Source organism: Enterobacter cloacae complex sp. P40C2, assembly GCF_014930695.1.
GTDB classification, from domain to species: domain Bacteria; phylum Pseudomonadota; class Gammaproteobacteria; order Enterobacterales; family Enterobacteriaceae; genus Enterobacter; species Enterobacter pasteurii.
The window spans coordinates 563,209-582,871 of sequence record NZ_JADBRP010000001.1 but is presented as its reverse complement, the minus strand read 5'-3'; the positions used below and the strand labels follow the sequence as shown (position 1 = coordinate 582,871).

At 55.6% G+C, this 19,663-nt stretch carries 14 protein-coding genes and 1 other RNA gene; 10 read left to right on the top strand and 5 right to left on the bottom strand.

Annotated elements, in window-relative coordinates; translation table 11 throughout:
* Positions 1 to 141 precede the first annotated feature (141 nt).
* A complete protein-coding gene (ppsR, locus tag IM304_RS02760) occupies positions 142 to 975 on the bottom strand; it encodes a posphoenolpyruvate synthetase regulatory kinase/phosphorylase PpsR (RefSeq protein WP_023620693.1) in 834 nt (277 codons plus the stop codon).
* 335 nt (positions 976 to 1,310) lie between these two features.
* On the opposite strand from ppsR, the gene ppsA reads away from it, so the two are divergent.
* From ppsA to IM304_RS02745, 3 genes are all read left to right on the top strand, one after another.
* On the top strand, positions 1,311 to 3,689 hold the full coding sequence (ppsA, locus tag IM304_RS02755; RefSeq protein ID WP_148419020.1) for a phosphoenolpyruvate synthase: 2,379 nt from the start codon (positions 1,311 to 1,313) through the stop codon (positions 3,687 to 3,689).
* Between the two features lie 234 nt (positions 3,690 to 3,923).
* A complete protein-coding gene (locus tag IM304_RS02750) occupies positions 3,924 to 5,324 on the top strand; it encodes an MFS transporter (RefSeq protein ID WP_193356235.1) in 1,401 nt (466 codons plus the stop codon).
* A 3-nt stretch (positions 5,325 to 5,327) separates the two neighbouring features.
* Positions 5,328 to 7,703, top strand: a complete 2,376-nt coding sequence (locus tag IM304_RS02745; protein ID WP_193356234.1) for a glycoside hydrolase family 3 N-terminal domain-containing protein — start codon at positions 5,328 to 5,330, stop codon at positions 7,701 to 7,703.
* 11 nt (positions 7,704 to 7,714) lie between these two features.
* Here the strand turns inward: IM304_RS02745 and rprA are convergent.
* Together rprA and ydiK are read right to left on the bottom strand one after the other, a co-directional pair.
* Positions 7,715 to 7,822: antisense sRNA RprA (rprA, locus tag IM304_RS02740), an RNA gene on the bottom strand.
* A 206-nt stretch (positions 7,823 to 8,028) separates the two neighbouring features.
* Complete coding sequence (gene ydiK / locus IM304_RS02735; protein WP_193356233.1) at positions 8,029 to 9,144, bottom strand: AI-2E family transporter YdiK; 1,116 nt, start codon at positions 9,142 to 9,144, stop codon at positions 8,029 to 8,031.
* Positions 9,145 to 9,341: 197 nt separating this feature from the next.
* Here ydiK and IM304_RS02730 point away from each other — a divergent pair, with 197 nt between their 5' ends.
* The 3 genes from IM304_RS02730 to IM304_RS02720 all read left to right on the top strand — a co-directional run bounded on the left by IM304_RS02730 (position 9,342) and on the right by IM304_RS02720 (position 13,085).
* Positions 9,342 to 12,398, top strand: coding sequence for an FAD-binding and (Fe-S)-binding domain-containing protein (locus tag IM304_RS02730; RefSeq protein WP_193356232.1), 3,057 nt, complete (start codon positions 9,342 to 9,344; stop codon positions 12,396 to 12,398).
* Entirely contained in the window at positions 12,395 to 12,805 is a 411-nt protein-coding gene (gene menI, locus IM304_RS02725) for a 1,4-dihydroxy-2-naphthoyl-CoA hydrolase (protein ID WP_148419010.1), read from the top strand. The genes IM304_RS02730 and menI overlap by 4 nt, the downstream gene beginning before the upstream one ends.
* 85 nt (positions 12,806 to 12,890) lie before the next feature.
* On the top strand, positions 12,891 to 13,085 hold the full coding sequence (locus tag IM304_RS02720; protein WP_148419009.1) for a YdiH family protein: 195 nt from the start codon (positions 12,891 to 12,893) through the stop codon (positions 13,083 to 13,085).
* A 45-nt stretch (positions 13,086 to 13,130) separates the two neighbouring features.
* On the opposite strand, the gene IM304_RS02715 is transcribed toward IM304_RS02720, so the two are convergent.
* Positions 13,131 to 13,760, bottom strand: a complete 630-nt coding sequence (locus tag IM304_RS02715) for a helix-turn-helix domain-containing protein (protein WP_193356231.1) — start codon at positions 13,758 to 13,760, stop codon at positions 13,131 to 13,133.
* A gap of 77 nt (positions 13,761 to 13,837) precedes the next feature.
* Positions 13,838 to 14,497, bottom strand: a complete 660-nt coding sequence (locus IM304_RS02710; RefSeq protein ID WP_176610547.1) for a winged helix-turn-helix transcriptional regulator — start codon at positions 14,495 to 14,497, stop codon at positions 13,838 to 13,840.
* A gap of 354 nt (positions 14,498 to 14,851) precedes the next feature.
* Between IM304_RS02710 and IM304_RS02705 the strand changes: the two genes are divergently transcribed.
* The 4 genes from IM304_RS02705 to IM304_RS02690 all read left to right on the top strand — a co-directional run bounded on the left by IM304_RS02705 (position 14,852) and on the right by IM304_RS02690 (position 19,656).
* The gene (locus IM304_RS02705; protein ID WP_193356230.1) at positions 14,852 to 15,382 is read left to right on the top strand and encodes a fimbrial protein; all 531 of its coding nucleotides are present in this window, start codon (positions 14,852 to 14,854) and stop codon (positions 15,380 to 15,382) included.
* 62 nt (positions 15,383 to 15,444) lie between these two features.
* Positions 15,445 to 16,122: a molecular chaperone gene (locus IM304_RS02700; protein ID WP_193356229.1), complete on the top strand. Its 678-nt coding sequence runs from the start codon at positions 15,445 to 15,447 to the stop codon at positions 16,120 to 16,122.
* Between the two features lie 48 nt (positions 16,123 to 16,170).
* The gene (locus IM304_RS02695) at positions 16,171 to 18,687 is read left to right on the top strand and encodes a fimbria/pilus outer membrane usher protein (protein WP_193356228.1); all 2,517 of its coding nucleotides are present in this window, start codon (positions 16,171 to 16,173) and stop codon (positions 18,685 to 18,687) included.
* A gap of 75 nt (positions 18,688 to 18,762) precedes the next feature.
* A complete protein-coding gene (locus IM304_RS02690; protein WP_322091053.1) occupies positions 18,763 to 19,656 on the top strand; it encodes a fimbrial protein in 894 nt (297 codons plus the stop codon).
* Positions 19,657 to 19,663 lie beyond the last annotated feature (7 nt).

Genomic DNA, 19,663 nt, shown 5'->3' with positions numbered 1-19,663 from the left:
AGAAATTTTTTGCTTCATCGGCAGACTACCGGGAAGTGATGGGCATCACCTTAAACCAATCCCTGCTGATTTCAAGTTCGGGGCGCGCCGCCCCGGGAATAAGCAGCATAATAACTGAAACTGGATTAATGTACTAGCATATTAGTACATGCGGCGATTCAGGCCCATAATATCGAGGATCTTGGTGGCAATTTCTTCTACCGAATAGTTGGTGCTGTTCAGCCACGGGATCTGATTTTTCCGGTACAGCGCTTCCACTTCGGAGACCTCCATTCGACACTGGCGCATCGACGCGTAGCGGCTGTTCTCCCGGCGCTCCTCGCGGATCGCCGCCAGCCGTTCCGGGTTGATGGTCAGGCCAAACAGCTTGTGCTGTAGCGGCTTGAGCGCGGCGGGCAACACCAGGTTGTCCATGTCATCGGCAATAAAGGGATAGTTAGCGGCGCGAATGCCAAACTGCATCGCCAGGTAGAGGCTGGTAGGCGTTTTACCGCAGCGCGATACGCCGAGCAAAATGACCTGCGCCTGATCCAGATTACGCAGCGAGATCCCGTCGTCGTGCGCCAGGGTGTAGTCAATGGCGGCAATGCGGGCATCGTATTTAGTCAGGTTTCCGGGGTTCAGCCCGTGGGTACGGTGGGCAATCGGCGTCGGGTCGAGCTTCAGCTCGCTTTGCAGCGGCGCAACCAGCGCCTGCACGATATCCTGACAGAAGCCTTCGCTTTGCAGAATGATGTTGCGGATCTCGGGAATCACGATGGAGTAGAACACCAGCGGGCGAACGCCGGTCTGCTGGTAAATGGCGTCAATCTGGTCCTTCACCGCCCTGGCCCGGCTCTCGTTTTCCACAAACGGCAGCGTGATGCTGTTTATCGACACCGGGAATTGCGACATCACCGCGTGTCCCAGCACCTCGGCGGTGATCGCCGTCCCATCAGAAATATAAAAAACGTGGCGATCGACAGCATTATCCATTTTATCCACCCTGAATAGCGTACGTAATTGCCTGAAAGCATAAATTAAAAAAGTTAATTGCACAGCAAAGAACTTATCCGAATTTAAAATGAAATGGTGTTTTTGATTTTCCTGAAAAGTGGATTTCATTTCCTGAATAGCGGCTTTATTTCTATGGTTTTTGGCGGAATCTATAGGAATCATCGGGTTAGCGAGTGCAGGGAAAGTGTCCGAAAAGTTGAAAATTTAAATTGCTTACACGATTCACCGTTTTTTTAGCGGAAATAATTATGCCAGTATAAATACGTAGTCAGGTGTTTCTTACTCCGATCAAATATCACAAAAGGATTGTTTCGATGTCCAACAATGGCTCGTCACCGCTGGTGCTTTGGTATAACCAACTCGGCATGAATGATGTAGACAGAGTTGGGGGCAAAAATGCCTCCCTGGGTGAAATGATTACAAATCTGTCTGGTATGGGTGTCTCCGTACCTAACGGGTTTGCCACAACCGCCGACGCGTTTAACCTGTTTTTAGACCAGAGCGGTGTAAACCAGCGCATTTACGACCTGCTGGATAAAACGGATATTGATGACGTAACCGAGCTTGCCAAAGCCGGTGCGCAAATCCGCCAGTGGATTATCGACACACCTTTCCAGCCGGAACTGGAAAAAGCCATTCACGACGCGTACAACCAGCTCTCCGCTGACGATGCGCAGGCCTCCTTTGCCGTGCGCTCTTCCGCCACCGCGGAGGATATGCCGGATGCCTCATTCGCCGGGCAGCAGGAAACGTTCCTCAACGTCCAGGGCTATGATGCGGTGCTGGTGGCGGTGAAGCACGTCTTTGCCTCGCTGTTTAACGACCGCGCCATCTCCTATCGCGTGCATCAGGGCTATGACCATCGCGGCGTTGCGCTCTCTGCCGGCGTTCAGCGCATGGTGCGCTCCGACGTGGGCTCCTCCGGCGTGATGTTCTCCATCGATACGGAATCCGGCTTCGACCAGGTGGTGTTTATCACCTCCGCGTGGGGCCTGGGCGAGATGGTGGTGCAGGGGGCCGTGAACCCTGACGAATTTTACGTGCATAAACCGACGCTGGCGGCCAATCGTCCGGCGGTGGTGCGCCGTACCATGGGCTCGAAAAAAATCCGCATGATCTATGCCCCTACCCAGGAGCATGGCAAGCAGGTGAAAATTGAAGATGTGCCGCAGGAGCAGCGCGATCGCTTCTCCCTGACCGACGCCGAAGTAGAAGAACTGGCGAAGCAGGCGGTGCAGATTGAAAAACACTACGGCCGTCCGATGGACATCGAGTGGGCGAAAGACGGTAACACCGGCAAGCTGTTTATCGTGCAGGCGCGCCCGGAAACCGTCCGTTCACGCGGTCAGGTAATGGAGCGCTACACGCTTCATTCGCAGGGTAAAATCGTGGCCGAAGGTCGCGCTATCGGACATCGCATTGGTGCCGGTCCGGTGAAGGTGATCCACGACATCAGCGAAATGAACCGTATCCAGCCCGGCGACGTGCTGGTCACCGACATGACCGACCCGGACTGGGAACCGATCATGAAGAAGGCGGCCGCTATCGTTACCAACCGCGGTGGCCGTACCTGCCACGCGGCTATCATCGCCCGCGAGCTGGGGATCCCGGCGGTGGTCGGCTGTGGTGATGCCACCGAACGCATGAAGGATGACCAGAAGGTTACGGTGTCCTGCGCGGAGGGCGATACCGGCTACGTGTACGCCGATATTCTCGACTTCAGCGTGAAAAGCTCAAGCGTGGACACCATGCCGGATCTGCCGCTGAAGATCATGATGAACGTGGGTAACCCGGACCGCGCGTTTGACTTTGCCTGCCTGCCGAACGAAGGCGTAGGCCTGGCGCGTCTGGAATTTATCATCAACCGCATGATCGGGGTGCACCCGCGCGCGCTGCTGGAGTTCGACGACCAGGACGCGAAGCTGCAAAACGAAATCCGCGAGATGATGAAGGGCTACGACTCGCCGAAAGAGTTTTATGTCGGTCGCCTGACGGAAGGGATCGCCACCCTCGGCGCGGCCTTCTATCCGAAACGCGTGATCGTGCGTCTGTCGGACTTTAAGTCCAACGAATACGCCAACCTGGTGGGCGGCGAGCGCTACGAGCCGGAAGAAGAGAACCCAATGCTCGGCTTCCGCGGGGCAGGCCGTTACGTGTCGGAAAGCTTCCGCGACTGCTTCGCGCTGGAGTGCGAGGCGGTGAAGCGCGTGCGCAACGACATGGGGCTGACCAACGTGGAGATCATGATCCCGTTCGTGCGTACCGTGGAACAGGCGAAAGCGGTGGTGGACGAGCTGGCACGTCAGGGGCTGAAGCGCGGCGAGAACGGGCTGAAGATCATCATGATGTGCGAAATTCCGTCTAACGCCCTGCTGGCCGAGCAGTTCCTGGAGCACTTCGACGGCTTCTCCATTGGCTCGAACGACATGACGCAGCTGGCGCTCGGCCTGGACCGCGACTCCGGCGTGGTCTCTGAGCTGTTCGACGAGCGTAACGAGGCGGTGAAGGCGCTGCTCTCCATGGCGATTCGTGCGGCGAAGAAGCAGGGTAAATACGTGGGCATCTGCGGTCAGGGCCCATCCGACCATGAGGACTTTGCGGCCTGGCTGATGGAAGAGGGGATCGATAGCCTCTCCCTGAACCCGGATACCGTGGTGCAGACCTGGCTGAGCCTGGCAGAGCTGAACAAGTAAGGCCTTCTTAACCTGAATAAGGCGAGGATATATGTCCTCGCCTTTTTTATTTTCCTGCGAATATGCTCACCATCACAAATAATACAAAAAACCAAATATCATAATTTATCTGTTAATTTAGACAATTGTTAGCGAGCAATGCGTTGCTAATACTTGAGCCTTACCGCGTACCGCCTTCGGGACGATATGCAACTGGTTGAAATACGTTTTAACCTGATAAAAAGGCAAATAACAATGACAATCTCCTCTGTACTGCGTACCAAAGATAAAATAGGTTATGGCTTAGGTGATATGGCCAGCGCGCTGGTCTGGCAAACGGCAACGTTATTTCTCGCTTATTTCTATACGGACGTATTCGGTTTACCGGCGGCCATTATGGGCACCATGTTTTTAGTGGTGCGCGTGGTCGATGCCTTTGTCGATCCCTGTATTGGCGCGCTGGTGGATCGGACGCAGACCCGCCACGGCCGTTTTCGCCCCTGGCTGCTGTGGTTTGCCATTCCGTTTGGCGTAAGCTGCCTTATTACCTTCTATGTGCCGGATGCCGGGGATACGGCAAAAATTGTCTACGCCTGCGTAACGTATGCCATCCTGAGCCTGATCTACTCCGCGATTAACGTCCCCTACTGCGCCATGCCCGGCGCGCTGACGCTCGACCCGCGCGAGCGCCATTCGCTGCAATCCTGGCGCTTTGGCCTGTCGTTTATCGGCGGGCTGATTGTGACGGTTATCGCGCTGCCGCTGGTCTCTTTATTAGGTCAGGGCAACGTGCAGAAAGGCTATTTCTATGCCATGAGCCTGATGGGGCTGCTGGGCATTGTTTTATTCTTCTGCTGCTTCTTTATGACCCGGGAGCGTTACTCGCCGCGTAATGATACCTCCGGCTCGATGCTGACGGATTTAAAACTGCTGGCCGGTAACAGCCAGTGGCGAATTGTTTTTGTATTTAATATTTTACTGTTAACCGCCGTCGTGACGCGCGGCTCCGCCACGATGTATTACGTTAACTATGTTCTGCTGCGTCCGGAGCTGGTCTTTGCCTTTATTGTTTCCGGCATGGTGGCCTCCCTGAGCGGGGCATTATTATCGGAACGCCTGCTGGGGAAATTTGACCGCGTTCGCGCCTACCAGTGGACCATTATTTCCTTCGTTATTTTTGGCGCACTGATTTTCTTCATTCCCCCTTCTCAGGTGTGGCTGATATTCGGACTGAATATTGTCTTTAGCTTTATTCAGAACCTGACCACGCCGCTGCAATGGACCATGTTCTCAGACGTGGTGGATTACGAAGAGCATCGTAGCGGCCGCCGTCTGGACGGGCTGGTCTTTTCTACCGCACTGTTTGCCATCAAGTTTGGCCTGGCGCTGGGCGGTGCCGTGGTCGGCTGGGTGCTCGGCATGGTGGACTACGCGCCGGGGCAGGCAAACCAGGCGCCCCACGTGCTCGCCACCATCAACGCGCTGTTCACCCTGATCCCCTGCGCGCTGTTCCTCTGCATGGTGGCGCTCCTTGCCGTCTACAAACTCAACAGCAGGCTGGTGGATTCTATTGCCCGTGAGCTGGCCAGCAGGCGCGACATTCGAAACGATGCGGGGCAGCCCAGCCCGGCAACCCAATCCGCACTACAGGAGTAAACCATGACTGTGATCTACAAGGACGCGGGACGTCCCGTACACGAGCGCGTCGCCGATTTACTGGCGCGCATGACGCCGGAAGAGAAATTTGCCCAGATGCACGCGTACTGGCTGATCCTTGACGAAAGCGGCAACCACCGCGAGCGCAGCGACTTAAGCGACGAGTTTGCAGGCGTAAGCGAACAGGCTTCGCTTGGCGAAAGGCTGAAGCTGGGCGTGGGTCAGATCACCCGTCCGCTCGGGACGCACATTGTGGATGCGAAAACCGGCGTGCGTGCCGCCAATCGCCTGCAGCGAATGATGATGGAAGAGACGCGGCTCGGCATTCCGGCGCTGTTTCACGAGGAGTGCCTGGTGGGACTGCTGTGCAAAGGGGCGACGCTGTTTCCGTCCTCGCTGAACTACGGTTCAACATGGGATCCGGCGCTGGTGCAGCGCGCGGCGGAGCAGATTGGCAAAGAGGCCCGTTCCGTCGGCTGTCAGCAGGGGCTGGCCCCGGTGCTGGACGTCTCCCGCGACGTGCGCTGGGGGCGCACGGAGGAGACCTTCGGTGAAGATCCGTGGCTGGTCGGCGTAATGGCCACGGCGTACGTAAAAGGCCTGCAGGGCGATAAGCGCGATCTGCTCGCGACCCTGAAACACTACGTCGGCCACTCCTTCAGCGAAGGGGCGCGCAACCACGCGCCGGTCCATCTCGGCTTTAGCGAACTCAATGATACCTTCCTGCTGCCGTTTGAAATGGCGGTTAAGCTGGCAAACGCCGGTTCGGTGATGCCTGCCTATCACGATATTGATAATCAGCCCGGGCACAGCGACCACTTCCTGCTGACTACCGTGCTGCGCGAACGGTGGGGCTTCGACGGCATTATCGTGGCGGACTACGGCGGCGTGAGCCTGCTGCACCAGCACCACGGCATTTCTCACGATCCGGCGGAATCGGCGGCGCTGGCCTTCAACGCCGGGCTGGATGTGGAACTGCCGAAGGATGACTGCGCGCGCCATCTGGCGGAGGCGCTAGAGCGCGGGCTGATCTCAATGGATAAGGTGGACGAGATTGTGGCGCGGGTGCTGGGTGAAAAATTCCGCCTCGGGCTGTTTGAAAACCCGTACGCCGATGAAGACGGTATCGATTTGCAGAACGAGGCGACCCGACGGGTGGCGCGTGACGTTGCCACCGCATCAATAACGCTGCTGGAAAATAACGGCATTTTGCCGCTCAGCGGAAAACCGCGGGTAGCGGTGGTGGGGCCAACGGCAGACGATCCGCTGGCGCTGCTGAGCGGCTACAGCTTCCCGGTTCACCTGATCATCAGCGATATGGTTGAAGAGACCTCACAGGTAACGACGCCGCGCGCGGCGCTGGAGCAGTATCTTGGCGCATCGCAGGTTCGTTACGCGAAAGGGTGTCACATTATCGAAAAACGGATGGCGGGGGCGCCGGTATTTCCGGGCGACAGCGGCGGTAAACCGATGCAGCAATCGCCGGTTTCCCGACGCACGGACCTGATCCCCGAGGCCGTAAGCGCGGCAAAAGAGAGTGACGTGGTGATAGCCTGCGTCGGCGATCTCGCCGGGCTATTCCAGAGCGGCACCGTGGGGGAAGGCTCGGATACGGATTCGCTAACCCTGCCGGGCGTTCAGCAGCAGCTGCTTGACGCGCTGGTGGCAACCGGCAAACCGGTGATTGTCGTCATGACCGGCGGACGTCCCTATAACCTCCAGGGGCTGGAGGATAAGGTAGCCGCGCTGATGATGGCCTGGGCGCCGGGGCAGGAAGGGGGATGGGCGATTGCCGATGTGCTGACCGGGCGCGCCGAACCGCAGGGCAGGCTGGTGGTGAGCGTACCGAAAAGCGCCGGCGCGATGCCGTATTACTACAACCACAAGCTCAAAAGCGGCGGCACGCCGTTTGCGTTCCATTTCGGCGCGCGCTACCCGTTTGGCTTCGGCCTCGGCTGGACGCGGTTCCGCTGGGGAGCGGCGCGCCTGGCGGAAAGCCGCGTCCCCGTTGGTGCAGAGGTGATGTTAAGCGTGGATATCACCAATACCGGCGAGCGCAGCGGCAGCGAAGTGGTGCAGGTGTATGTGCGCGATAAGGTTGCCACGCAGGTTCGCCCGCTTCAGGAGCTAAAGGCCTTCCAGCGCGTCACCCTTTCACCGGGAGAAACCGCCACGCTGACGTTTACCCTGCCCGTGGAGATGTTCAACTTCACGCGCCGTGACGGGAAGCGAATCGTTGAGCCCGGGGAGTTTGAGCTACAGGTTGGCGCCTCCTCAGCGGATATTCGCGAGGTGGTGACGGTGCAGGTGACCGGGGAGACGCGGGAGCTGGCGGACGAGTGGCAGATGCTCAGCCGCTGCGATATCACGCGCGCCTGAACGTAAAAAGGATAAAAAAAAGCCCATCGTGGGAGATGGGCAAAGACTACACACAGCAATTCGTTGTTTCACTCAGGGGATTTCCATGCTTATAAATCAAGGTGTTGATTTATAACCGTGTCCTAATAGTAGGCATGGCAACTTTTTGAGTCGATCGGATTCGTCTCAATAGTTAAAGAGAGGTAAAGATTTCTTGAGGATAACGACGCTATACGGCACGAAAAGGCGGGTCTGACCAGTGCGCAGAGATTAAATAGTTTAGCGTCGTTTAAGTATTATGGCGAAGTGTGTAGGCCGGGTGGCACAATACCGCCCGGCAAAACCCTTACTGCGCGTTCTTGTCTTCCAGCTCTTCAAGTTCGCTTAACATGACGTCCGGATCGGTTCCCGGCGGCGGCACCTCGTGCACCCAGGCGGAGAAGAGTCGCCACGTCACCGCGAGCAGAACCGGACCGATGAACAGGCCAATCATGCCGAAGGCAATTAACCCCCCGATAACCCCGGACAGGATCAGGATCAGCGGCAGGTCGGCCCCCATGCGGATGAGAAGTGGACGGATGACGTTATCCATGGTGCCCACCACGCAGCTCCAGACCAGCAGCACCGTGCCCCACGTGGTGTCACCCGTCCAGTAAAGCCAGATGATGCTGGGGACCAGCACCAGTAGCGGGCCAAGCTGCGCGAGGCAGGTCATCAGCATGATGACGGTGAAAAGCGTGGCGTACGGCACGCCGGAAATCGCCAGACCGATACCGCCCAGCACCGCCTGCACCAGCGCCGTCACCACCACGCCCAGCGCAACCGCGCGCACGGCCTGCGCGGCCAGCAGCACCGCCGCGTCGCCGCGTTTACCCGCCAGTCGGGTGGCGAAATGACGCACGCCCAGCGCAACCTGCTCGCCGCGCCAGTAGAGCAGGGCGCTAAAGACCAGCATCAGCGCACAGTGCATCATAAAGCGGCCAACGTGGGCGGCCTGACCCACAAACCAGGTGGTGGTCGTGCCGATGTACGGACGCACTTTCGCCATCAGGGCGCTGCCGCCCATCTCCAGCAGGCCGTGCCAGCCGCTGTACAGCTTCGCGCCCACCACAGGAATGCTGTTCAGCCACGCGAGATCGGGCAGCGTCATGTCCCCGCTGGTGACCGCGCGAATGACCGGGCCGCTGGTATCAACCAGGCTGTTCACCAGCAGCGCAACGGGAATGATAAACAGCAGGAACAGCAGCAGCGTCATCACCAGCACGGCGAGGCCGCGACGACCAAACAGCAGCTTCTGCAAGCGTAAGAGTAAGGGCCAGGTGGCGACGACCACGGTAGCGGCCCATGCAAAGCCGAGCACGAAGGGCCGAACAATCCACAGACACGCAATAATCATGAGGGCCAGGAACAGCACCGACAGTAAAATTTGCGCAACATCCCTGGGCTGGCGAAGGTTGACCATAAATAAAACTTTCCTTAAAAGAACGCCAGCCTGGCTGGCGGGAACGTAAACCGCATCTCTTTAATCATTAATGATCTCAGCGGTTTTTAACAGGCGAATTCTGCCTGTAATTCTGCTGAGCGTATAAGAAAAAAATGTGATAAAAAGTTGTGATACAACGCAAACGATTCCCACCACTCTAATTAGGGTCGACAGTAATGATCCCACAGATTTCTCAGGCACCTGGCGTCGTTCAGCTGGTGCTTAATTTTTTGCAGGCACTGGAGCAACAGGGTTTTACAGGTGATACCGCCACCTGCTACGCCGACAGGCTGACGATGGCGACCGATAACAGTATCTACCAGCTTCTTCCCGATGCCGTCGTTTTCCCGCGCTCTACCGCCGATGTGGCGCTCATCGCCCGCCTGGCGTCGCAGGAGCGCTTCGCGACTCTGGTCTTTACCCCTCGCGGCGGCGGTACGGGCACCAATGGGCAGGCGCTGAATCAGGGCATCATCATCGATATGTCCCGCTATATGAACCGCATCATTGAGATCAACCCTGAAGAGGGGTGGGTGCGCGTGGAGGCGGGGGTAATCAAAGATCGGCTGAATCAGTTCTTAAAACCGTATGGTTATTTTTTTGCCCCGGAGCTGTCCACCAGTAACCGCGCGACGATTGGCGGGATGATCAATACCGATGCCTCCGGGCAGGGCTCGCTGGTCTACGGTAAAACCTCCGATCACGTCATGGGCGTGCGGGCGGTGCTGCTGGGGGGCGATATTCTGGACACCCGGCCGATGCCGGTCGAGCTGGCCGAAACGCTGGCAAAAGAGAGCACCACCAGCGGGCGCATTTATCGCACCGTGCTGGAGCGCTGCCGCGATAATCGCGAGCTGATCCTCGAAAAATTCCCTAAGCTCAACCGCTTCCTGACGGGCTACGACCTGCGTCACGTCTTTAATGACGACCTCAGCCAGTTCGATCTCACCCGCGTGCTGACCGGTTCAGAAGGCACGCTGGCCTTTATCACCGAAGCGCGGCTGGACATCACCCCGTTGCCGAAGGTGCGCCGCCTGGTGAACGTCAAATACAACTCCTTTGACTCGGCCCTGCGCAACGCGCCGTTTATGGTGGAGGCGCGGGCGCTGTCGGTGGAAACCGTCGATTCAAAAGTGCTGAATCTGGCGCGGGAAGATATCGTCTGGCATTCGGTGAGCGAACTGATTACCGACGTGCCGGATAAAGAGATGCTTGGCCTGAACATCGTCGAATTTGCCGGCGATGACGCAGAGCTCATCGAGAGCCAGGTAAATACCCTCTGCCAGCGTCTGAACGAGCTGATTGCTCAGGGCGAAGGCGGCGTAATTGGCTGGCAGTTGTGTAACGATCTCTCCGGCATTGAGCGTATCTACGCGATGCGTAAAAAGGCGGTAGGGCTGCTCGGCAACGCCAAAGGCGCGGCCAAGCCGATTCCGTTTGCGGAAGATACCTGCGTGCCGCCGGAGCACCTTGCGGATTACATCGTGGAGTTCCGGGCCCTGCTCGACGGCCATGGCCTGAGCTACGGCATGTTCGGACACGTTGACGCCGGCGTGCTGCACGTACGCCCGGCGCTGGACATGTGCGATCCGCAGCAGGAGATCCTGATGAAGGAGATCTCCGACGAGGTGGTTGCCCTGACCGCAAAATACGGCGGTTTGTTGTGGGGCGAGCACGGCAAAGGTTTCCGCGCCGAGTACAGCCCGGCGTTCTTTGGCGAGCAGCTCTACGCCGAGCTGCGCAAGGTTAAAGCCGCGTTCGACCCGGATAACCGCCTCAATCCGGGTAAGATTTGCCCGCCGGAGGGCGTTGATGCGCCCATGCTGCAGGTAGACGCCGTTAAGCGCGGCACCTATGACCGCCAGATCCCGATTGCGGTCCGCTCCTCCTGGCGCGGCGCAATGGAGTGTAACGGCAACGGGCTGTGCTTCAACTTCGATGTGAAAAGCCCGATGTGTCCGTCAATGAAAATCACCAGCAACCGTATCCACTCCCCGAAAGGGCGTGCGACGCTGGTGCGCGAATGGCTGCGCCTGCTGGCCGATCGCGGCATCGATCCGCTCAGGCTGGAGCAGGAGCTGCCGGAAAAACGCGCCAGCCTGCGCGGGCTTATCGAACGCACCCGCAACAGCTGGCATGCGAATAAAGGCGAATACGATTTCTCGCACGAAGTGAAAGAGGCGATGTCCGGCTGCCTGGCGTGCAAGGCGTGCTCGACCCAGTGTCCGATTAAAATTGACGTGCCGGAGTTCCGTTCGCGCTTCCTCCAGCTGTACCACACGCGCTACCTGCGCCCGATGCGCGATCATCTGGTGGCGACGGTGGAAAGCTACGCGCCGATTATGGCGCGCGCGCCAAAGACCTTTAACTTCTTTATCAATCAGCCGCTGGTGCGCAGGCTCTCTGAAAAACATATCGGCATGGTGGATCTGCCGCTGCTGTCAACGCCATCGTTGCAGCGTCGGCTGGTGGGACACCGCTCGGCGAACATGACCCTGGAACAGCTGGAAGCGTTAAGCCCGGAGCAGAAGGCGAAGGTAGTGCTGGTGGTGCAGGATCCGTTTACCAGCTATTACGACGCGCAGGTGGTGGCCGATTTCGTCCGCCTGGCCGAAAAAATCGGCTATCAGCCGGTCGTGCTGCCGTTCTCACCGAACGGCAAGGCGCAGCACATTAAGGGCTTCCTGACCCGCTTTGCGAAGACCGCGCGCAAGACCTCTGACTTCCTGAACCGCGTGGCGCAGCTCGGCATGCCCATGGTTGGGGTCGATCCGGCGCTGGTGCTCTGTTACCGGGATGAGTACAGGCAGACGCTCGGCGACAGGCGCGGTGATTTTCACGTCCTGCTGGTGCACGAATGGCTGCCTGGGGTGCTGGAACAAACGGCGCCTCAGGAAGCCAGCGGTGAACCCTGGTATCTGTTTGGGCACTGTACTGAAGTTACCGCGCTGCCGACGGCGCCTGCCCAGTGGGCGTCCATCTTTGCCCGCTTTGGCGCGAAGCTGGAAAGCGTCAGCGTGGGCTGCTGCGGTATGGCCGGAACCTACGGGCATGAAGTGAAAAACCACGCCAGCTCGCTCGGTATTTATGAGCTGTCCTGGCATCAGGCGATGCAGCGCCTGCCGCGCAACCGCTGTCTGGCGACGGGGTATTCCTGCCGCAGTCAGGTCAAACGCGTGGAGGGTAACGGCGTACGCCATCCGTTGCAGGCTTTACTGGAGATAATGGGATGATCTGGAAACGTGCGGTCACGCTGGAAGCCTTAAACGCCATGGGCGCGGAGAATATGGTCGGTTTGCTGGACATCCGCTTCACGCGCATTGGCGACGACGAGCTGGAAGCGACGATGCCGGTAGACAGCCGAACCCATCAACCGTTTGGCCTGTTGCACGGCGGCGCGTCCGTCGTGCTGGCCGAAACGCTGGGGTCGGTCGCGGGCTATCTGTGTACGGAAGGGGAGCAGAAGGTGGTAGGCCTGGAGGTTAATGCCAACCATATCCGCTCCGTTCGCAGCGGGCGCGTGCGCGGCGTCTGCCGCGCGCTGCACGCCGGAAGCCGTCATCAGGTGTGGCAGATTGATATTCTGGATGAGCAGGAGCGGCTGTGCTGTTCGTCCAGGCTAACGACGGCAGTTGTGTAAAGTTTCCAGATGTCTTGCTTTTGGTCAAAAATTAGCCACCTGGTTGTGATATACTGGTCGCGTTTTATACATAAGCGAGGACATCATGGATACTGAAATAACCCCAACACGACTGGCAATTGAATATTTACGTCGCGATAACAGCAACCTGTCTCCGGCACAGTACCTGAAAAAGCTGAAACAGCTTGAGCTGGAATTTACGGACCTGCTGGCGCTCTCTTCAAACGAGCTGAAAGAAGAGATCTACTTTGCCTGGCGGTTGGGCGTTCACGTCCATTAAGCACTGAAGAAAAGGCCGCGAAGCGGCCTTTTTTGTCTCTGCCATTCAGTATCTGGCGGGAAGTTTGTTGATTTTTATAAGCCTGCCTTCTTCCATTTCGATGTATCCACCCGTTTTCAGGTCGGCCAGAATGCGCATCACGCCGCTTCGGGACAGCTGGGTTTTATCTCTGATATACCTTTCCGCCGGCACGCTGCGCCGGTAGCTGTCGTCTTCCTCCATCAGCTTCATCAGCTGCTGACGAATCATCTCGTACGCCGTGGGCGCGCCTTTCGGCATAACGTTGTGGTAGAGGCGGTTATAGACGAACATCAGCTGGTTAGAGAGCAGCCCCCACAACGCGTTCTCTTTGATGATTGCAGCTACCCGCTCGGTTGTGAGCACGCCGATCAGGCAGGGCGTCACCGTGCGAAGATAATCGTTGAAATAGACGTCAGTCAGGTTTGCGAGGCCAAAAAGGGCGGGGCTGCGGGCCGTCGACAGCATCATATTGTCGCTTCTTCTGTATATCGCGATGGTACCCTCAAGGATCAAATAACACATGCTCTGGCCGTTGACCTGGAGATCGAACTGCTCGCCGGGCCCGGATTTGTGCAGGGTGCAGTGCGGCCGTAAGTGAGAAATGAGCTCCTCTGCATAGGGAGATCCGCGATGCGATGGCTTATCAGACAACATAGCGTAAACCTGGAAAAAGACTGAACTCTCTATAGTGTCGCTCTTCTTTTACGCCTTCACCAGATATAAATAGCGCGTCAGTACCTGCGGGGTAAGTGATGGATCGCTATCAGCACGCCACGCTCCATGGTGATGTATTTTCCCGTGCGCAGCTCCGCCAGGATCCGCATAATGCCGCTGCGCGACAGGTAGGTCCGGCTTTTGATATAGGCCGCAGCGGTAATACTCTGTCTTATTGCCTCCGGCTCCTGCATCAGCTCGACGAGCTGAAAGCGGATAATGTCGTAGGCCGACATCTGCGATATCTGGGCGCAATGCTCATAGACGCGCGATGCGGTATAGATCAGCAGGTTCGAGAAAGGCTCCCACAAATTTTGCTGCGCCACCACGCTGTTAAAGCGCTCCAGCGAAACGCTGGCCACTTCGGACGTTTCCAGCGCCCGGACGTACAGGTGTTCTGAAGAAAACTGGCTGCTTACGCCGAGAATAAATGGCGCAGATTCAGAATTTAACACGATGCCGTCACCGCGACGGTGCAGCGCAACGCTGCCGTGTAACAGCAAAAAGCACAGGCGGATCTCGCCGGAGTAATAATGAATAACGTCCCCTTTAGCCATAATGCGTCGTTCCGCATGGGGAAATACGCTGTCGATGATTTTTTCAATGTGCTTAACAGGTTTAGCGCCAGCCACCGTCGATATTTCCTTGACCGACTCAGGCGCGATTCGGGTGTTCATAAGAGACCTCACTCACTGGTGCGATCATTTTTTGATCGGTATAGAGAATTATCTTAAAAAACAGTAAGCCAGGGAACGTTTTCAGCGGGTCTAATTATAGACTCGGTCGTATTCAGGAATTAATTTATTGAATTATAAAATCTTTTAACTCAAGTCTAAAAGTAGACCGGGGAAAAGAATCTTACGTTATTTCTGCATGAATGTGTTTTGTTTTTGTTAAACGGAGGTCTACAGCTAGACCTTAAAATTGATTGTGCGCCGAAATAGAGTTGTATAAATTTTAACTCATCGACGGGCATTATTTTTTTTGCCTGAATATAAGTGGTCAATAAAAGCGACACAGGACAGAGCACTATGAATAAAAATTTGATGATGGCAATGTTTGCGGCAGGTTCTTTACTGAGCATGACCAACGTTTTCGCCGCGGCCGGCACCGTTAATTTTAACGGTAATATTCTGGATTCCGCCTGCGACGTCGATGTGGCATCGCAGAATCAGGTAGTGGTATTGGGCGATTATAATAAAACGGAATTCTCGGCAGCGGGTGCCAGAACGGCGGCGACACAGTTCAATATTATTTTGAAAAACTGCCCGGTGACGGTCAACAGTGCAAAAGTACGTTTTGACGGTACGCCGGATCTAACCAATTCCAGCCTGCTGGCGGTGGATACCTCCCTGGCGGGCGCGGCAACAGGGGTGGCGATTAACCTGATGACGGCAGACAAAGCCGACCTGCCGTTACACGGCAGCAACGGCTATACCTACGCGCTCAGCAGCACGGCTGACAATACGCTGAACTTTTACGCGCAGTACGTTTCAACGGCGTCACCGGTAACGGCTGGCCCCGCAAATTCTGTGGCTAATTTCTCCGTCGTCTATAACTGATTTTTCCTGACGGAAGCCTTCGGGGGCCGGTCTGGTCGGCCCCTTCGTTATTGAGGAATAAAATGCATTTTCCGAGTAAAACTGTCGTTGCCTGCGTGTTTCTTTCTGTCGGTATTTCAGAGGTAAATGCTGGCGTGATAATTGGAGGGACGCGTGTCGTTTATGATGGCAATAAAAAGGAATCTTCTGTTAGCGTCACTAACCCGGACTCATCGCCTTATTTAATTCAGTCGTGGGTGGAATCGCAAAATGGGAGCGCTGAGAAAACGCCTTTTATTATTACGCCACCGCTGTATCGCCTTGATAAAGGGCAGCAGAACGTGGAGCGTATCGTATTAGCGGGTTCAGTTGCTCAGGATAAAGAGTCACTTTACTGGCTAAACATCAAATCTATTCCTGCTGCGTCGCGAAAAAATAACGCGCTGCAAATAGCGGTGAAAACACGCATTAAGCTGATTTACCGTCCAGCTGCGCTGAAAGGTGTCATTCCTGAAGAGCTGGCAGATAATTTAACCTGGCGGCGTAGCGGGAGTCAGATTCAGGTAATTAACCCGACGAAGGTAGTCATGAATTTCAATGAAATCAGCATCAATGGTAAAAAGCTTGAGGACGTAACCTATGTGCTTCCAGGGGCTAGCGCGCGATTTGATTTGCCGAAAGGCATTACCGGTGAAACGGTAACCTTCAAAATTATAAACGATTACGGTGGTGTCGGAAAGGTACATAACGCCAGACTTTGAAAGGCACTGTGACAAAACACCTATATTTCGTCCGGATGGAGCAACGTGGTGAATAAGCTTAATAAGCAGGCAGTTTTATTTAAACTGGCGGCCCTTGCTTGTTTAATCGCTACTGCGCTCGCTTCAGCTGCTTATGCAAATGAATATTTTAACCCGGAGTTGATTGAGCTTGATAATCCAGGCATGAAGGGTGCTGACCTCTCTGCGTTTGAGGCCGGCTCCCAGCTGCCCGGCACGTATCGGGTTGATGTTCTTATCGGCGGGCAGATTGTCGATACGCGTGAGATTAAATTCGACGCGGTAAAAAATGCAGAAGGCGAGACGATTTTGCAGCCCTGCCTGAGCGTGGCACAGCTCAACAGCTGGGGAATTAAAACCGGACTATTTCCCGATCTGGCTTCGGGGGGGGAATGTGCAAAGCTATCGGCGATCCCTCAGGCTTCCACCGAGCTCGTTTTCACTGTACAGCAGCTGGCGATCGGTATTCCACAGGCGGCGCTGTCAGCGCAGGCACGCGGATACGTGCCGCCAGAAATGTGGGATGAAGGGATCGCCGCTGCGCTGCTTAACTACAGCCTAAGCGGCTCGAATAACTGGGGACATGGCAGCAACGCTAACAGCCTGTACGCCAACCTGCGTTCCGGAATTAACGTCGGTCCATGGCGGATCCGCAACTATGCCACCTGGACCCGCGATAGCAACGGAAACCGAAAATGGGACAATGTCTACGTCTACGCTCAGCGGGCGATCGTTCCACTAAAAGCGCAGCTCACAACCGGGGACGGTGCCTCTCAGGCGGACGTGTACGACAGTATTCCCTTTCGCGGCGTGCAGCTTGCCTCTGACGACGACATGATGCCGGACTCATTGAAAGGCTATGCCCCAGTGGTGCGCGGTATTGCGCGTACCAATGCACAGGTGATCATTCACCAGAATGGCTATCAGATTTACCAGAGCGACGTGGCTCCCGGGGCCTTCGAAATTACTGACATCTATCCAACTGGAAGTGCGGGCGATCTCGATGTCACCGTGAAAGAGAGTGACGGCAGCGAGCAGCGCTTCAGCGTGGCCTTTGCTTCATTGCCGGTACTACAGCGAGAGGGGCGCTTCAAGTTTGCTATAACCGGAGGCCAGTACCGCTCCACTAACAACGATGCAGATCAAACCCTGTTCAGCCAGTTGACCGGGATCTACGGCTTGCCGTATGGCCTGACCCTGTACGGCGGTCTCCAGGAGTCGAGTAAATATCATTCTCTGGCTGCCGGTATGGGTAAAAACCTGGGCGACTTTGGTGCCTTCTCAACGGATGTAACCCAGGCGTGGTCAACATCACAGAACATGCAGAGAAACAGCGGGCAGTCCTGGCGTATTCGCTACAGCAAGAACTTTGTCGGGACGGGAACCCATTTCGCCATTGCTGGCTACCGCTATTCAACCAGCGGCTACTACGGCATGCAGGAAGTCCTGGATAACTATAGTGACAATAGCGCATTACAGAATCGCCGTCGCAACCGCGCTGAGCTGACGATGAGCCAGAATATTGGTCAGAACCTGGGGGCGCTTACGCTTAGCGCCGTACGTGAAGATTACTGGAATTCAGATAAAACCATTGCGTCTTACAGCGCCGTGTATAACAACGCCTGGCAGAGCGTGAACTACGGAATCACCTATACCTTTAGTAAAAATGGCAGTACCGACAGCTACAGCCGTACAACCCGCTACGGCAAAGATCGGCAGATTGCATTGAGCGTAAGCATCCCATTAGAGGCTTTCCTGCCGCGTACGTGGGTTAACTACAGCATAAACGCCAGCAAGAACAACGGCACTACGCACAGCGTTGGACTGAACGGCACTGCGCTTGAGAACAACGCTCTCAGCTGGAACGTGCAGCAAGGCCATGGAACCGATGCCGTGGGCTATACCGGAAACGCCAGCGTTGATTTCAAAGGCACCTATGGTGAGGCCTATGCTGGCTACGGTTATGACAAGGGTAGCGATCGTCTGAACTATGGATTACAGGGTGGAATAATTGCCCACGCCGACGGGGTTACCTTCTCGCAACCGCTGGGTGAGACCAGTGTGCTGGTAAAAGCACCCGGGGCGGTAGGGGTGAGTATCCAGAATCAGAGCGGGGCAAAAACCGACTGGCGGGGGTACACAGCAGTGAGCAACCTGACGCCGTACCGTAAGAACGACGTGGCGCTGAGGACCGATACGCTCCCGGATGACGTGGAGCTGGAGCTGACCAATAAGACAGTGATACCGACTCGTGGTGCGGTGGTGAGAGCGGATTATGTAGCAAAAGTGGGTATGCGGGTGTTAATGACGCTTCATCACAGCGGTGGAGAGCCTGTACCGTTTGGCGCTATCGCGACTGCCACAAATAGCGAGAGCAGTTTTATCGTAGGGGATAAAGGCCAGGTTTATTTGACTGGATTGAGCCCAAACGGAACGTTGTTGGTGAAATGGGGTAATGAAGATTCAGAGCAATGTCGGGTCAACTACAGAATCAATGAAAAAGATAAATTTACCGCTATTTCTGTCGTTGCTTTTAATTGTAGTTGAGGACGAATAATGTGTTATCAAAATAAACATAGGCTGCGTTGGCGATTTATTCCTTCATTCTTATGGTTATGTTCTGTGCCTGTTGAAGCAGACTGTAACTATCAGGGAGAGGGATTTGAACCAGCGCAACCGTTTAACATACAGCAGCCCGCGGTATACGTTCAACGTGACGCGCCAGCAGGAACCGTGATAAGTAGTTTTATTACTAATGGGACGGGTGATATCGATTATTGTACAGGCACGGGGACGATAACGTATGAGATGATTAAGTTTAGTAATCCTTCGACAATACCTAACTATTATAATACGAATGTCCCCGGCGTTGGGATCGGCTTGAGGTTTACGTCTGCAGGTTGGTATTTTTCAAAAATCAGACAGTATTCAGTATCATCACCGACAATCACGGTTGTTGCTCCGTTGGAAGTCACTTTAATAAAGACGGGCGAAATCACCTCAGGCGCGATCGGTTCTGGATTACTGGCAAAGGCATATGGAGATGATGGAATTCAATCGTTAGTGGTCAACTTTACAGGTAATCAGGTGACTCAACTAGCGTGTTCAATCACAACGCCTGATTTAAGTTTTCCTTTAGGCGATATTTCAGCAGCGAGTTTTGGAAGTACGGTAGGTACAGTTCCATCTGGCGCGCAAAATACGCAGACTTTAGGCCTTGATTGCGACGCCAACGCTAATATCAACGTCATGTTACAGGGCGTGCAAAACCCTGACGCAGGTGCCAGAAGCGTATTAGCCTTGACTGGACAGGGGAGTTTGGATGTGGCGAAAGGTGTCGGCGTGCAATTATTATACAATGGAGCCCCGCTAGAGTTAAACAGCCGAATTGTTCTGAAACGATCTGCTGGTGGTCAGGAAACCTTTCCTGTAACCGCACGTTATTATCAGACCCAGCCTACTGTTACTACCGGTAGAGCTAACGCATCAGCAACCCTTGATTTAACGTACCAGTAATGGATAA

What these genes read in the sequence shown, in the direction of transcription:
- ppsR (WP_023620693.1), bottom strand. Translation starts at nt 975, where the DNA reads ATGGATAATGCTGTCGATCGCCACGTTTTTTATATTTCTGATGGGACG.
- ppsA (WP_148419020.1), top strand. Translation starts at nt 1,311, where the DNA reads ATGTCCAACAATGGCTCGTCACCGCTGGTGCTTTGGTATAACCAACTC.
- IM304_RS02750 (WP_193356235.1), top strand. Translation starts at nt 3,924, where the DNA reads ATGACAATCTCCTCTGTACTGCGTACCAAAGATAAAATAGGTTATGGC.
- IM304_RS02745 (WP_193356234.1), top strand. Translation starts at nt 5,328, where the DNA reads ATGACTGTGATCTACAAGGACGCGGGACGTCCCGTACACGAGCGCGTC.
- ydiK (WP_193356233.1), bottom strand. Translation starts at nt 9,144, where the DNA reads ATGGTCAACCTTCGCCAGCCCAGGGATGTTGCGCAAATTTTACTGTCG.
- IM304_RS02730 (WP_193356232.1), top strand. Translation starts at nt 9,342, where the DNA reads ATGATCCCACAGATTTCTCAGGCACCTGGCGTCGTTCAGCTGGTGCTT.
- menI (WP_148419010.1), top strand. Translation starts at nt 12,395, where the DNA reads ATGATCTGGAAACGTGCGGTCACGCTGGAAGCCTTAAACGCCATGGGC.
- IM304_RS02720 (WP_148419009.1), top strand. Translation starts at nt 12,891, where the DNA reads ATGGATACTGAAATAACCCCAACACGACTGGCAATTGAATATTTACGT.
- IM304_RS02715 (WP_193356231.1), bottom strand. Translation starts at nt 13,760, where the DNA reads ATGTTGTCTGATAAGCCATCGCATCGCGGATCTCCCTATGCAGAGGAG.
- IM304_RS02710 (WP_176610547.1), bottom strand. Translation starts at nt 14,497, where the DNA reads ATGAACACCCGAATCGCGCCTGAGTCGGTCAAGGAAATATCGACGGTG.
- IM304_RS02705 (WP_193356230.1), top strand. Translation starts at nt 14,852, where the DNA reads ATGAATAAAAATTTGATGATGGCAATGTTTGCGGCAGGTTCTTTACTG.
- IM304_RS02700 (WP_193356229.1), top strand. Translation starts at nt 15,445, where the DNA reads ATGCATTTTCCGAGTAAAACTGTCGTTGCCTGCGTGTTTCTTTCTGTC.